The organism is Pseudomonas alkylphenolica (genome assembly GCF_004025535.1).
GTDB lineage: Bacteria > Pseudomonadota > Gammaproteobacteria > Pseudomonadales > Pseudomonadaceae > Aquipseudomonas > Aquipseudomonas alkylphenolica_A.
In genome coordinates, this window is the sequence record NZ_QJRG01000047.1 from 685961 (window position 1) to 700750 (window position 14790).

11 protein-coding genes and 1 pseudogene are annotated in these 14790 nt (G+C 63.5%); 6 read left to right on the forward strand and 6 right to left on the reverse strand.

The annotated features are described in order from the left end of the window. Positions 1-68: 68 nt before the first annotated feature. The 5 genes from pcaF to paaF are packed head-to-tail and all read right to left on the reverse strand — an operon-like array spanning position 69 to position 4838. Complete coding sequence (gene pcaF, locus DM813_RS18475; protein WP_128324820.1) at positions 69-1274, reverse strand: 3-oxoadipyl-CoA thiolase; 1206 nt, start codon at positions 1272-1274, stop codon at positions 69-71. Then, the gene (gene paaI, locus DM813_RS18480) at positions 1267-1716 is read right to left on the reverse strand and encodes a hydroxyphenylacetyl-CoA thioesterase PaaI (RefSeq protein ID WP_128324821.1); all 450 of its coding nucleotides are present in this window, start codon (positions 1714-1716) and stop codon (positions 1267-1269) included. Before paaI ends, pcaF begins: the two co-directional genes overlap by 8 nt. After that, positions 1709-3226, reverse strand: a complete 1518-nt coding sequence (gene paaH, locus DM813_RS18485; RefSeq protein ID WP_128324822.1) for a 3-hydroxyacyl-CoA dehydrogenase PaaH — start codon at positions 3224-3226, stop codon at positions 1709-1711. Before paaH ends, paaI begins: the two co-directional genes overlap by 8 nt. Positions 3227-3229: 3 nt before the next feature. Continuing rightward, positions 3230-4021 (reverse strand): 2-(1,2-epoxy-1,2-dihydrophenyl)acetyl-CoA isomerase PaaG, encoded by a 792-nt coding sequence (gene paaG / locus DM813_RS18490; RefSeq protein ID WP_128324823.1) that lies wholly within the window; start codon positions 4019-4021, stop codon positions 3230-3232. Between the two features lie 43 nt (positions 4022-4064). Continuing rightward, positions 4065-4838 carry a 2,3-dehydroadipyl-CoA hydratase PaaF gene (gene paaF / locus DM813_RS18495; protein ID WP_128324824.1) on the reverse strand — a complete coding sequence of 258 codons (774 nt, stop codon included), beginning with the start codon at positions 4836-4838 and terminating at the stop codon, positions 4065-4067. Between the two features lie 394 nt (positions 4839-5232). Between paaF and paaN the strand changes: the two genes are divergently transcribed. The 6 genes from paaN (at position 5233) to DM813_RS18525 (ending at position 11727) form a co-directional block, all read left to right on the forward strand. Then, the gene (gene paaN, locus DM813_RS18500; protein WP_128324825.1) at positions 5233-6918 is read left to right on the forward strand and encodes a phenylacetic acid degradation protein PaaN; all 1686 of its coding nucleotides are present in this window, start codon (positions 5233-5235) and stop codon (positions 6916-6918) included. A 10-nt stretch (positions 6919-6928) separates the two neighbouring features. Further along, a complete protein-coding gene (gene paaY, locus DM813_RS18505; RefSeq protein WP_128324826.1) occupies positions 6929-7525 on the forward strand; it encodes a phenylacetic acid degradation protein PaaY in 597 nt (198 codons plus the stop codon). Positions 7526-7608: 83 nt separating this feature from the next. Then, the gene (gene paaX / locus DM813_RS18510) at positions 7609-8532 is read left to right on the forward strand and encodes a phenylacetic acid degradation operon negative regulatory protein PaaX (RefSeq protein WP_128324827.1); all 924 of its coding nucleotides are present in this window, start codon (positions 7609-7611) and stop codon (positions 8530-8532) included. 102 nt (positions 8533-8634) lie between these two features. After that, complete coding sequence (gene feaR, locus DM813_RS18515; protein ID WP_128324828.1) at positions 8635-9552, forward strand: transcriptional regulator FeaR; 918 nt, start codon at positions 8635-8637, stop codon at positions 9550-9552. A 250-nt stretch (positions 9553-9802) separates the two neighbouring features. Beyond that, positions 9803-10204 carry a c-type cytochrome gene (locus DM813_RS18520; RefSeq protein ID WP_128324829.1) on the forward strand — a complete coding sequence of 134 codons (402 nt, stop codon included), beginning with the start codon at positions 9803-9805 and terminating at the stop codon, positions 10202-10204. Positions 10205-10239: 35 nt separating this feature from the next. Then, a complete protein-coding gene (locus DM813_RS18525; protein ID WP_128324830.1) occupies positions 10240-11727 on the forward strand; it encodes an aldehyde dehydrogenase family protein in 1488 nt (495 codons plus the stop codon). A 255-nt stretch (positions 11728-11982) separates the two neighbouring features. Here DM813_RS18525 and leuS read toward each other — a convergent pair. After that, positions 11983-14576: pseudogene (gene leuS, locus DM813_RS18530) on the reverse strand (leucine--tRNA ligase). Between the last annotated feature and the right edge of the window lie 214 nt (positions 14577-14790).

Consider the following 14790-nt stretch of genomic DNA (forward strand, 5'->3'; position numbering starts at 1 on the left):
TTTGTGCATTGGCCCGCACGCGGGCCTTTGAGTGCTGTTGATCAGAATAACCTTCGGCGGCCGGCGTGTCAGAGCCGCTCGATGATCAGTGCGATGCCCTGGCCGACGCCGATGCACATGGTGCAAAGGGCGTAGCGACCCTGGCGCGCTTCCAGTTCGTGCAGGGCAGTGGTGACCAGGCGTGCGCCGCTCATGCCCAGCGGGTGGCCGAGGGCGATGGCACCGCCGTTCGGGTTGACCCGCGCGTCGTCGTCATCCAGGCCGAGCTCGCGCAGTACCGCCAGGCCCTGAGCGGCGAAGGCTTCGTTGAGTTCGATGACGTCCATATCAGCCAGGCTCAGGCCGGCCAGGTCCAGAACTTTACGGGTGGCCGGCACCGGGCCGATGCCCATCAGGCGCGGCTCGACGCCGGCGGTGGCCATCGCCACCACCCGGCCACGGGCTTTAAGGCCGTGACGTGCGGCGGCTTGTGGGCTGGCCAGCAGCAGCGCACAGGCGCCATCGTTGACGCCCGAGGCGTTGCCGGCGGTGACGCTGCCGCCTTGGCGGAACGGCGTACCGAGCCTGGCCAGTTGCTCCAGAGTGGTGTCGCCGCGTGGGTGTTCGTCGTGCTCGACGCGCTTGGCCGGGCCTTTGCGCTGCGGGATCTCCACCGCGACGATTTCCTGGGCCAGGCGGCCGTTGGCCTGGGCGGCGGCGGCTTTATGCTGGCTGCGCAGGGCGAAGGCGTCCTGGTCGGCGCGCGAGACATTGAAGTGGGCGGCGACGTTTTCAGCGGTTTCCGGCATCGAGTCGGTGCCGAACTGTTCCTGCATCAGCGGGTTGATGAAGCGCCAGCCGATGGTGGTGTCGAAGATTTCCGCGCTACGGCCGAAGGCCTGCTCGGACTTGCCCATGACGAACGGCGCGCGCGACATCGACTCGACGCCGCCGGCAATCATCAGCCCGGCTTCGCCGCAGCGGATCGCGCGGGCGGCGCTGCCGATGGCGTCCAGGCCGGAACCGCACAGACGGTTGAGCGTGGTGCCTGGCACGCTGACCGGCAGGCCGGCGAGCAGCGAGGCCATGTGCGCGACGTTGCGGTTGTCTTCGCCGGCCTGGTTGGCGCAGCCGTAGATCACATCGTCAATGGCGCTCCAGTCCAGTTGCGGGTGGCGCGCTTGCAGGGCCTTCAGCGGAACCGCACCGAGGTCGTCGGCGCGCACGCTGGAAAGAGCGCCGGCGTAACGGCCGATAGGGGTGCGGATGGCGTCGATAATCAGGGCGTCATTCATTCGGGGTCTCCTGCGCCAGCACGGTGCCGCGCACTTTATAGGACTTGCCACGGAACAGGGCGATCAGCTGGCCGTGCTGGTTTTCGATGCGCACGTCATAGTTGCCGGTACGGCCACTGCGGCTCAGCTCGCTGGCGTGTGCGGTGAGGGTGTCGCCCAGGTGTGCCGGGGCGACGTAGTCAATGCTGCAGCCGATCGCCACGCAGGCATCGTTGTAGCTGTTGCAGGCGAACGCGAACGCCGAGTCGGCGAGGGCGAACAGGTAGCCGCCATGGCAGGTGCCATGGCCCTGGATCATGTCTTCGCGCACGCTCATGCCGATCATGGTGCGGCCCGGGGCGACCGACAGCAGGCGCATGCCCAGGCGCTGGCTGGCGTTATCGCGTTCGAACATGGTCTCGGCGCAGCGGGTGGCCAGTGACAAGGCTTCGTGGTTAGTCATGAAAGCGCCTCCCTTCGGCGACCAGGCGGCGCAGCAGCAGGGATGGGCGATAGCGCTCTTCGCCGTAGCTGGTCTGCAGATTTTCCAGAATGCGCAGCACGCCTGGCAGGCCGATGGCGTCGGCCCAGGCCAGCGGGCCTTGCGGGTAATTCACCCCGGCGCGCATCGCCAGGTCGATATCGGCGGCACTGCCGACACCCTGCAGCACCGCGTCGGCACCTTCGTTGGCAAGCATCGCCACGCTGCGCAGCACGGCCAGGCCGGGCAGGTCGGCCAGCTGGCTAACCTTGATCCCGGCACGTTGCAGCAGGGCCACGGCCTGGTCGCGGGCATCGATGGTGGTATCGGCGGCGCAGGCGATCGCCACGCGGCCGGCCTTGGCGTAGTCCAGTGCCAGGTCGATCAGTACCAGGTTGCGCAGGCCGTCTTCCTGGGCGCGCTGGCTGGCCAGGCGCCCGTCGGACAGGGCCAACAGCGCATCACCGACGCGCAGCAGGCCGCTGCCGTCGCGGCGTACCACCTGCACACCAGCGTCCTGCAGGCGCTGGACCAGTGGCTCGGCCACACCCAGGTGACCTTCCACCACGCAGCAGTCGACGCTGGCAGCGCTGGTCAGTTCGACCGGCTGCGCGCGCTCGACACCGTCGGCGTAGTTATAGAAGCCGTGGCCGCTTTTGCGTCCGAGGCGGCCGGCGTCAACCAGCTCTTTCTGGATCAGCGACGGCTGGAAGCGCATGTCGTTGTAATAGGCGGCGAACACCGAGCAGGTCACGGCGTAGTTGACGTCGTGGCCGATCAGGTCGGTGAGTTCGAAGGCGCCCATGCGAAAGCCACCGGCGTCACGCAGCAGGGCGTCGAGGGTGGCGCAATCGGCGGCGCCTTCCTGCAGCAGGCGCAGGCTTTCGGCATAGAACGGCCGGGCCACGCGGTTGACGATGAAGCCGGGGGTGGATTTGGTGTGTACCGGCTGTTTGCCCCAGGCGCGTGCGGTGGCGTACAGCTGTTCGGCCAGGGCGCGTGGTGTGGCCAGGCCGGAGACGATCTCGACCAGCGCCATCAGCGGAGCCGGGTTGAAAAAGTGCATGCCGATCACCCGCTCAGGGTGGGCGAGACCAGCGGCCAGGCTGGTGATCGACAGCGACGACGTGTTGCTGGCGAAGATGCACTCGGCACTGCACAGCGCTTCCAGCTGACGCAGCAGGCCGCGTTTGACCTCAAGGTTCTCGACGATCGCCTCGATCACCAGGCCGGCATCGGCCAGGGCTTCGATGGCGTCGGCCGGCTGCAGGCGGGCCACGGTGGCGGCGCGTGCCTCGGCGCTGAGGCGGCCTTTTTCCACCAGCTTGCCGAGCTGCCGGTCGATGCCGTCGATGGCCTGGGCGGCAGCGCCGGGGCGGGCGTCATGGAGCTTCACCGGGTGACCGGCCTGCGCTGCCACCTGGGCGATACCGGCGCCCATGGCGCCAGCGCCGATCACGGCAACGACAGTGCTGTTATCAAGTGCGCTCATCGCTTAGCGTCCCTGGAAGGTTGGGGTGCGTTTGGCCATGAAGGCGCTGACGCCTTCGCGGTAATCCTCGCTGCGCCCGGCCAGGCGTTGCAGGTCGCGTTCGAGCTCGAGCTGTTCGTCGAAGCTGTTGTTCAGGCTGGCGTTCAGGCTGCGCTTGATCAGTGCCAGGCCATAGGTCGGCTGGGTGGCCAGGTGGCGCGCCAGCTTGAGCGCTTCGCTGCGCAGTTCGGCGTCGTCGACCACGCGGTAGATCAACCCCCACTGCTCGGCCTGTTCGGCGCTCAGGCGATCGCCGAGCAGCATCAAGGCCTTGGCACGGGCGGTGCCGACCAGGCGTGGCAAGGTCCAGGTGCCACCGGAGTCGGGGATCAGGCCGATCTTGCAGAAGGCCTGGATGAAGCTGGCCGAGCGCGCCGCCAGCACCAGGTCGCAGGCCAGCGGAATGTTTGCCCCGGCACCGGCGGCGACGCCGTTGACCGCGCAGATCACCGGCAACGGCAGGTCGCGCAGGGCGCGGATCAACGGGTTGTAGAACTGCTCGATGGACTCGCCCAGATCCGGCGCGGCGGCACCCGGGGCAACGTTGCGGTCGCCCAGGTCCTGGCCGGCACAGAAACCACGGCCTTCGCCGCTGAGCAACAGCACGCGCACTTCGGGGTTCTGCCGCACCTGTTTGAGGGCTTCGCGCACTTCAGCGTGCATCTGCGCGTTGAAGCTGTTGAGTTGCTCCGGGCGATTGAGACTGAGGGTGGCAACGCCTTCCTCGATGGCAAACAGGATGTGCTGGAAATTCATGGCAGGGGGGCTCTAGGGATAACCAGGGAAGGGGCGGCCAGGCTTACTGACCGGTGAATTCGGGGCGGCGCTTGGCCTGGAAGGCGGCGATACCTTCATTGCGGTCGGCCGTACCGGCCAGCACGGTGAAAGCATGGCGCTCGAAGCGCAGGCCGCTGGCCAGGTCCGTGTCCTGGGCCTTGAGCAGAGCTTCCTTGGCCAGGCGTACCGCCAGCGGTGCTTTCTGCGCGATCACGCGGGCGATGGCGATGGCGCGATCGACGGTGAACTCGGGCTGGGTCACTTCGCTGATCAGGCCGGCGCGCTGGGCGAAGCGCGCATCGATGGCTTCGCCGGTGAGCACCATCTGCATGGCCAGCGACTTGCCGACCGCGCGCAGCAGGCGTTGGGTACCGCCGGCGCCGGGCATGATGCCGAGATTGATTTCCGGTTGGCCGAAGCGTGCGTCTTCGCCGGCAACAAGAATGTCGGCGTGCATGGCCAGCTCGCAGCCGCCGCCCAGGCAGAAGCCGTTGACTGCGGCGATCAGTGGTTTGGAGAACGCGGCAATGCGCTGCCAGTAGCCGACACGTGGGTCGTTGAGGATGCCGACCAGATCGCGCTCGGCCATTTCCTTGATGTCGGCACCGGCGGCGAAGGCCTTGCGGCTGCCGGTGATGACCACGGCGCGGGTCTCGGGATCACGTTCGGCGAGTTCCAGTTCGGCCGCCAGCTCACCGAGCAGCTCGGTGTTCAGGGCGTTCAGCGCTTCCGGGCGCTGCAGGGTGATCAGGCGTACGCCCGCTTCGGGGGCAAGAACGGCAAGGGTGCGAGGCATCAAACGCTCCTCAGGCTGCGCGCGCGGCTTGGTTAGCCGGCTAGTTATTGGGTGTTGCGGCCATGTGGTGAGTACCTGCGAGGGCACCTGCCGGGCCGGCTTTTTTCGAGTATACGCACAAAGCGATACAAAACAACAACGCAAAAATACAATTTCGTGTCCTATGTTTGGGTGCTGGAGTGCTGGCGGATAGTGGGTTGGTGCGGCTTACAGCTGCATGAATGCGGGTTTTAGCAGCACTGAAGGGCATGAAACATCGCGACGAACGGATAATATTCCGATACAGATGTCTTTACTTATCTGTCAAAAAGCGTTGTGATACAGAAAATCTCATCAAGCGCATCGCTTTCTGTAGCTTTGTGCTGAAGCCGCCAGTTTTTCGAGGATTTACGCGATGCCGTCCACTGCCACCCGTGCTGCCCTGGAACTGTTCGACCATCACCGCCCCATGCTTGACCGCGCGCTGCAGGCCATTGCCGAGCGCAGCTACTGGTCGCCCTACAGCGAACAGCTCAAGCAGTATCCGCAAGCGGCGGTAGAGGGCGCGCAAGCAGCATTCGAGGCGCTGCTCAACCAGTCGTTCGCTTTGCACGGCCCGGCAGCCGTGGCGCAAGTGGGGGCCGAGCGTTCGCCTTACGGCTTCGAGCTTGGCGTTCATTACGATCAATATGACGCCGAGCAGCTGCTGGCGCGCCAGCAGCAGGCACTGCCGGCCTGGCGCGATGCCGGCCCGCAGGCGCGGGTCGGTGCATGCCTGGAAATCCTCCAGCGCCTCAACGCGCTGAGCCCGACCCTGGCCCATGCGGTAATGCACACCACCGGGCAGGGCTTCATGATGGCCTTCCAGGCCGGCGGCGCACATGCCCAGGACCGTGGCCTGGAAGCGCTGGCCTACGCCTGGCGGGCGATGGCCGAGGTACCGCAGGCGGCGCAGTGGATCAAGCCGCAGGGCAAATTCGACCCGCTGCAACTGGACAAGCGCTGGCACATCGTGCCGCGCGGCCTGTCGCTGGTAGTCGCCTGTTCAACCTTCCCGACCTGGAACACTTACCCGGGCCTGTTCGCTAGCCTGGCCACCGGTAACCCGGTGCTGGTCAAGGCGCACCCGGGGGCGATCCTGCCGGTGGCGATGAGCGTCAAGGTGGCCCAGGACGCGCTCGCCGAGCTGGGCTTCGACCCGGCGCTGGTCAGCCTGGTGGTCGACACCCCGGAAGCACCGGTGGCGCAGCAGCTGGCGCTCGACCCACGGGTCAAGCTGGTCGACTTCACCGGCTCCAATGCCTTCGGCGAGTGGCTGGAACACAACGCACTGCAGGCCCAGGTGTTCACCGAAAAGGCCGGCATCAACAGCGTGATCATCGACAGCACCCACGACCTCAAGGCGGTGGCGAAGAACCTGGCGTTCTCCCTGAGCCTGTACTCCGGGCAGATGTGCACCACCACCCAGGCTATCTATGTGCCACGCGGCGGTATCCGCAATGGTGACGAGCAGCTCAGCTTCGATCAGGTCGCCGAGGCACTGGCCGCTGCCGTCAAAGGATTTCTTGCCGACAACGACCGCGCGTGTGCGGTGCTTGGCGCCATTCAGTCGCCGGCCACCGTGGCGCGCATCGACGCCTGCCGCGAACTCGGCGAGGTACTGCTCGACAGCGAAGTGCGCGAGCATCCGCAGTTCCCCGGCGCGCGGGTACACACGCCACTGCTGCTCAAGGTCGACGCCGCGCAGCGCGATGCCTACACGCAAGAGCGCTTCGGCCCGATCGCCTTCATCATTGCCACGGACGACAGCGCCCACAGCCTGCAGGTCGCCCGCGAAGTGATCGCCGCCAAAGGCGCCATGACCCTGGGCGTGTATTCCACTGACGAGGCGTTCCTCGAGCAGGCTGAAGCCTTGGCCCAGGATGTTGCCGTGGCGCTGTCGGTGAACCTCGACGGCGGTGTGTTCGTCAACCAGTCGGCGGCCTTCAGTGACTTCCATGCCACTGGCGGCAACCCGGCAGCGAATGCCTCGATCAGTGACGGCGCCTTCGTCAGCCGACGCTTTGTCATCGTCCAGAGCCGCCGCCACGCGGCCCAATGAGGACATCGTCATGACCTGCTACAGCCTTGACGGCCTGACTCCGGTGGTTCACCCCAGCGCCTATGTGCACCCCACGGCGGTGCTGATCGGTGACGTGATCATCGGTGCCGGCTGCTATGTCGGCCCGTTGGCCAGCCTGCGCGGCGACTTCGGGCGCATCGTCCTGGAGGAGGGCGCCAATATCCAGGACACCTGCGTGATGCACGGCTTCCCTGAAAGCGACACAGTGGTCGGGCGCAACGGCCACATCGGCCATGGCGCCGTGCTGCACGGCTGCCGCATCGGCGAAGACGTACTGGTCGGCATGAATGCAGTGGTGATGGACAACGCCGAGATTGGCCCGCGTTCGTTTGTGGCGGCGACCACTTTCGTGAAGGCGGGCTTTCGTTGCGACGAGCAGTCGCTGGTGCTCGGAGCACCGGCGCAGGTCAAGCGCCGCCTCAGTGACGAGGAAGTGGCCTGGAAGCGGGCAGGCACCGAGGAATACCAGCGCCTTGCCCAGCGCTGCCTGCAGGGCATGGTCGCCTGCGAGCCGCTGCGCGAGGTCGAGACGGACCGTCCGCGAATCTCTGCCAGCACCTTGCGGCCCAAAGGGGAGGGGCAATGAGCAGTGCGGCGAAGGTCAGTGGCAATGGCCAGGACTGGCGTGCAGCGGGTATATTTCGCAGTACTTTAATGCCCGGTTCTCCCATGACGTCCCTTGCCCCCTTAAATCAGTTGATTACCCGTTTCCAGCAGCAGACGCCGCTGCGTGCCAGTTCGCTGATCATCACCCTCTACGGTGATGCCATCGAACCGCACGGTGGAACGGTGTGGCTCGGTAGCCTGATCCAGTTGCTCGAACCCATCGGCATCAACGAACGGCTGATCCGTACCTCGATCTTCCGCCTGACCAAGGAAGGCTGGTTGAGCGCCGAGAAAGTCGGGCGGCGCAGCTACTACAGCCTGACCGGAACCGGTCGGCGGCGATTCGAGAAGGCGTTCAAGCGGGTCTACAGTTCGGCGCTGCCGGCCTGGGACGGTTCGTGGACCCTGGCGCTGCTGTCGCAATTGCCGCAGGACAAGCGCAAACAGGTGCGCGAAGAGCTGGAGTGGCAAGGTTTTGGTGCGATTTCGCCGGTGATGCTGGCCTGCCCGCGCTGCGAGCGTTCCGACGTCGTCGCGACCCTGCAGGACCTTGAGGTGCTCGAAGACACCATTCTGTTCGAGACCACTGCGCAAGACGTGCTGGCCTCCAAGGCCCTGCGCATGCAGGTGCGCGAGAGCTGGAACATCGAGGCCCTGGCCGCGCAGTACAGCGAGTTCATCCAGTTGTTCCGCCCCTTGTGGCAGGCGCTGCGCGAGCAGGACCAATTGCAGCCGATGGACTGCTTTCTGGCGCGAACCTTGCTCATTCACGAATACCGCAAATTGCTGCTGCGTGATCCGCAGCTGCCTGACGAGTTGCTCCCCGGTGACTGGGAAGGGCGTGCGGCGCGGCAGCTGTGTCGCAACATCTACCGCCTGGTCCAGGCCAAAGGTGAGGAGTTCCTGAGCAGCGCGCTGGAAACCGCCGACGGCCCGTTGCCGGAAGTGGGCGAAAGTTTTTATCTGCGTTTCGGTGGGCTTAAATAAGCGCGCCGGAGCGTGCGAGCGTTGCCAGATGATGAGGTAACCCAGGCGCGATGAGGTCGGCGCCTGGCCAATAATAAAAATATCAGCGAGGCCTGTAACATCATGATGACTGCAAGTGCACTCAGGGCAGACCGTTTTGATGAATGGCTGCAAAAAATCAACCAGGCCTGTGGTCGTTTTTGCGCGACCACCCTGGGGCCCGAATTTTCCGGCTCGGTCAAGGAGCACAAGGTCGGCGCGATCAAGCTGAGCCTGGTGGATGTGGCCCAGGCCCGTCTGTATCGCACCGGGCGCGAGGTGGAACAAAGCGAGGGCAAGCACTTTTTCGCCGCGTTTCAGCTGCAGGGCCAGGCCGGCATGGAGCAGGACGGCAAGCGTGTAACGCTGCGTCCTGGCGACATCACCCTGATCGATGCCACCTTGCCCAGCGACTTCACCTACAGCGACAACTCACGTCAGTTGTCGTTGATTCTGCCGCGACACCTGGTCGAGCACAGCCAGCGCTTCAGCAGCATTCGCTGCGCCCAGCGTATCGATGCCAGCTCGCCGATTGCGTTACTGGCCAACCGGCTGGTGCTGGAGGCGAGCAACATGGACACGCTCAGCCTGCAGGAGAGCGAAGCCACCCTGGAGGCGATCATCAGTTTGCTGCGCCCGGTCATCGGCAGCAACGAGGCGGATCCGGATGCCCATGAGCGGCTGTTCCGCAAAACCATCGCCTTCATCGATGAGCACATTCGCAGCGAAGAACTGTGCCCGGAGCTGCTTGCACGCGAGGTCGGGGTGTCGGTACGCGGTTTGTACCGGATGTTCTCGAAGAAGGGCCTGGTGGTTGCCCAGTACATCAAGAGCCGGCGCCTGGACTTCTGCGCCGAGTCGCTGCGCCACGGCGGCGCGGAACAGAAGCTGTCGGCCTTGGGTTATTCCTGGGGCTTTTCCGACGCCAGCTATTTCTCCACCGCTTTCAAAGCCCGCTTTGGCGTATCGCCGGGTGAATACCGCAAGCGTTACCAGCACTGATCTCCCGCCTACCGCAACCCTGCACCGACGTGCAGGGTTGCGTCCCCTGAGCCGCTATTGGCGCGCTGTCCTCATCACCGTCAGGTTGGCACTGCAGCCAATACGACTGGCATGCAGAAAAAAACCTTGTTTGGCCACTGCGGTTTAAATCGACAGGTCAAAGACCATCGTCCGCCTGAACGGCCGATGGCTTCCCCATGGCAGGAGTTTTAACGGGCAGTCGGATGCTCAGGTCAGAGGTTTCAGATTCATGCATAACAACAAGATTCGCCGGTGCCTGGCCGGCCTCACCGTGCTGGCGCTGTTTCAGGTTTCTCAAGTGCAGGCGGCTGCTGCCTGCGCACCCGCCGCGGTGCAGAAGGGTAGCCAGCTGTTCGCCCAGGAGTGCTCGGTGTGCCACGCCGTGCAAAAGGGCGTGACCGGCATGATGGGGGTCAACCTCAATGGCGTCGCTGGCCGCACCTCGGGCACGTTCCCGGGCTTCAGCTATTCCCAGGCGATGAAAGACAAGGCCGTGGACTGGAAAGCCGAGAGCCTGCAGGCCTTCATTACCCAGCCGCAGGCCTTCGTGCCTGGCACCTACATGCCCTACACGGGGATGGCGGCTGCAGAAGACAGCGCCGCGGTTGCCTGTTTCCTGACCCAGCAGTGAGCCTGGGTCGACTCGATCAATGATGAGGAATGCGAATGAGCAAGGTTGATGTACTGCCACAGGTAGCCGCTTTTCTGCAGCGTCGGCACGGCTGCTTCATCGATGGCCAGTGGGTGGTGCCGGAAGGCGCTGCGTCGCCGGTGTTGAACCCGGCCACCGGTGAAACCATTGCCGAGGTGGCGGACGCCAGCCTGGAGCTGGTCGAGCGTGCCGTACTTTCGTCGCGCAAGGCGCACGAAGCGCGGGTGTGGTCGGGGCTGCGCCCGGCCGATCGCGAGCGCATCCTGCTGCGCTTTACTGCGCTGGTAGAAGAGCACGGCGAAGAACTGGCGCAGTTGGAAACCCTGTGCCAGGGCAAGTCGATCAACATGGCGCGGATGCTTGATGTCAACGCCACGGTCGAGTTCATGCGCTACATGTCCGGCTGGGCGACGAAGATTGAAGGGCAGGCCCTCGACGTCTCCATCCCGCTGCCGGAAGGCGCGCGTTACACCGCGTTTGCCCGCCGCGAGCCGGTGGGTGTGGTGGCCGGTATCGTGCCGTGGAACTTCCCGCTGATGATCACCACCTGGAAGGTGATGCCGGCACTGGCCACCGGTTGCACGGTGGTGATCAAACCGTCGCCGGAAACCCCGCTGACGGCCCTGCGCCTGGCCGAGCTGGCGATCGAGGCGGGCATTCCTGCTGGCGTCTTCAACCTGGTGACTGGCGGCGGCAATGTCGGCCAGGCGCTGGCCTCGCACCAGAAGATCGACAAGGTGTCGTTCACCGGCTCGACCGCCGTCGGCAAGATCGTCGGCAGCGTCGCCGTGCAGAACATGACCCGCTTCGCGCTGGAGCTGGGCGGCAAGAACCCGATGATCATCCTCGCCGATGCCGACATCGACAAAGCCGTGCAGGGCGCGCTGCTGGGCGGCCTGCTCAACAACGGCCAGGTGTGTGCCGCGGCCTCGCGCTTCTATGTGCACCGCTCGCGCTACGACGACTTCGTTGCCGGCCTGGCGGCAGCGGTATCCGGCATGCCGATCGGTGCCGGCATGGACACTACCGCCGCGGTCAACCCGCTGGTGTCGCGCAAGCAGCAGCAGAGCGTGCTCCAGCACATCGAGACGGCCAAGCAGGAAGGTGCCCGCGTGGTCACCGGTGGCGAGCTGATCGACAGCGCTGGCTTCTACGTGCAGCCGACCGTGCTTGCCGACGTCAACCATGAGATGGCGGTGGCCCGCGCTGAAGTGTTCGGCCCGGTGCTGTCGGTGATTCCGTTCGACGACGAAGAGCAGGCCATTGCCATGGCCAACGACAGTGTTTACGGCCTTGCGGCGAGCTTGTGGACCAATGACCTGACCAAGGCGATGAACCTGGTGCCGCGCATCGAGGCCGGTACCGTGTGGGTCAACGCCCACGTGTTGCTCGACCCGAACATGCCGTTTGGTGGGCTCAAGCAATCGGGCATGGGCCGTGAGTTTGGCCGTGCGGTGGTTGAGGCCTATACCGAGATCAAATCGGTGTGCATCGCACACTGATCGTTTCGTGCTCCTTTCAGGTAGGCCTCAGGCCTGCCTTTTTTTTGGGGGTTCTTCACAAGGTCTTGGGTTGGGTGATGCGACTGTGGCATGTCCATTACCTATGGGGTTGCTGCTGGCCGCTTCCGCCCTTACGGCGGCACCCTGTTGTCTTGGTGTATGGACAGGAAACTTAGTGGGCACCTTCGGCGCGATCTCCAGCCGGTATTTCGTGAGAACGCCGGTTTTCTGGTGTTCAGAGCTCAACCTGAATGGTCAGACGATGAAGTTCACCAATCGATTAGGCACCACGATCATCCTTCCAGTGCCCACCAGATATTTGCTCAACTCCGAATCGGACAGCGCCTGGGCTCGAATTGTGTCCTGATCGGCATCAGCCGGCACCATTATTTCTCCGCGCAATCTGCCATTGATCTGCACCATCAACTTCACTTCGTCCTGCCTCAAAGCGTCGCAGTCTGGGGTCGGCCAGGGACTGTCGTAGATCTCGCCGGGGAACTCCAATGCCTCCCAGAGTATCTGGGAGATATGCGGTGTCACAGGATGCAGCACCTGCAAGAGAATGGACATGCTTTCCCGGCAAACCTGGCGACCAGCGCTGTGGGCACTCTCCAGCACTTTGAGCAGCTTCATCGCACCCGATACGACGGTGTTGTACCGCAGCCGATCATAATCGTTATTGATTTGCTTCAACACGTTATGGGTCATGAAACGCACACGGCTGGCTTCTGCGGCGTCTATCGCCTGGTCCTCACTTTCGCTCCAGCGTTTCTGCTCATTAGCGGCAAAACTCCAGAGACGGCGCAGGAAGCGAGAAGCGCCTTCCACACCGCTGTCGCTCCAGATCGTGCTCTGATCAGGTGGGCCGGCAAAAATGGTGAATAGCCGAGCGGTATCCGCTCCATACCGGTTGATGATGTCCTTGGGCTCGACGACGTTGTTCTTCGACTTGGACATCTTCTCCACTCCTCCCAGGGTGACGGGCAAGCCATCTTCGATCGCTGTGGCGCTGATCGGGCGGCCTTTTTCATCGTATTGAACCGATACTTCGGAGGGGTAGAACCACCGTCGGCTGCCGTCCTGTGCCTTGCGGTAATAGCTTTCCCGCAGCAGCATGCCCTGAGTGAACAGGTTCTTGAATGGTTCACTAAAGTCCACCAACTCTTCGTCGCGCATCGCTCTGGTCCAGAATCTGGCGTAGAGCAAGTGCAGCACCGCATGCTCGATGCCGCCGATGTACTGGTCGATGGGCATCCAGTATCGGTTGCCATGCCCTACCATTGAGGTGTGGCAGTCGGGATCGCAGTAGCGCATGAAATACCAGCTCGAGTCGACAAAGGTGTCCATTGTGTCCGTTTCCCGCAGCGCGGGTGCGGCACAACGAGGGCACGCGACATGGCGGAACGATTCATGCTGCTGCAAAGGATTGCCGCTTCCGTCGGGAATGCAATCGGTCGGCAGGATTACTGGCAGATCTGCGTAAGGCACCGGCATCTCACCACAGTGTTTGCAGTGAATGATCGGAATCGGAGTTCCCCAGTATCGTTGTCGGGAGATTCCCCAGTCTCGCAGTCGCCACGTGGTGGCTTGCTCGCCACGCCCACACTCGGTCAGGGCATCGACGATTGCTTGGGTCGCCTGCTCCACCGTGAGACCGTCGTAGGCGCCCGAGTTGATCAAGTGACCTTCCCGGCTGCCATATCGATCTGACCAGGTTGTAGGGTCATGAGAAACGCCATCGAACGCGATTACGGGCTTTATGGGCAAGTCGTACTGACAGGCAAAATCGAAGTCGCGTTCATCGTGGGCCGGTACTCCATCAGGGCGCCTTCCCCATGCTCACCCACCACATGGTTGGTGATCCACACGGGGACTGGCTCACCAGTCAACGGGTGCTCTACGTGCAAGCCGCCCGGGACGCCGAGTTTCGCCTGGGCGTCGGCGGCGGGGCCGGCCAGCGTCGCCTGTCGACATGCCTGCACCAGTGGTTCGAGCCCAGGATTGAGCTCCGTGGCACGCTTGGCCAGTGGATGGTCAGGAGAAACGGCGCAGAACGTCACGCCCATCAGCGTATCGACGCGTGAGGTGAACACCCACAGCTTGCCTGCGCCTATCAGCTGGCCGTTGGCGTCTTCGATTGTGTGGGTAAAGGCCAGGCGAACCCCATTGGCCTTGCCGATCCAGTTGCGCTGCATGCTGCGGACCATGTCCGGCCAACCCTCCAGGGTATCGATGGCCGACAGCAGCTCCTCGCCATACTGGGTGATGCGTAGGTAGTAGCCAGGAATTTCGCGTTTCTCTACGAGCGCTCCGGATCGCCAGCCCCGACCGTCCACCACTTGCTCGTTGGCCAGCACGGTCTGGTCGAGGGGGTCCCAGTTGACGATTTGGGTCTTCTTGTAGGCCAAGCCCTTTTCCAGCAACTTCAAGAAGAACCACTGGTTCCATTTGTAGTACTCGGGATCGCAGGTGGCGATTTCCCGTGACCAGTCGAACGCCAGTCCCAATGGCTGCATCTGCGACTTCATGTCGGCAATGTTCATCCGTGTCCAATGAGCGGGCGACACGCCTGACTGCATCGCGGCGTTCTCTGCCGGTAGGCCGAACGCATCCCACCCCATCGGCATCAGAACGTTGTAGCCCTTCATTCGCAAGTGGCGGGCCAACATGTCGTTGATCGTATAGTTGCGCACATGCCCCATGTGCAACTTTCCGGAAGGGTAGGGCAGCATCGAACAGGCATAGAATTTAGGCCGGCTTTCGTCTTCGATAGCCTTGAATGCTTCATCGCGAAGCCATTTGGCCTGAGCCGTACTTTCAACCCAGGCAGGATCATATTGCTGTCGCATAGGGGGCCTCAATGTTACAGGAGCTGAATGACGATCAATCGCCCGGCGCGTACGTTATTGTTAGTCGGACACAATCCTTCCATTTGCTTGGATCAAGCTTGATAAAAGATGTCTTTACGAGTGGGTAGATCGTTGTCGAATGCCCGTGTAGAGGCACGGTGAAGAAGTTGCCGAAAGTTTAATTCGTTGACCGAATTTGCAGTAGGTAAGAGCT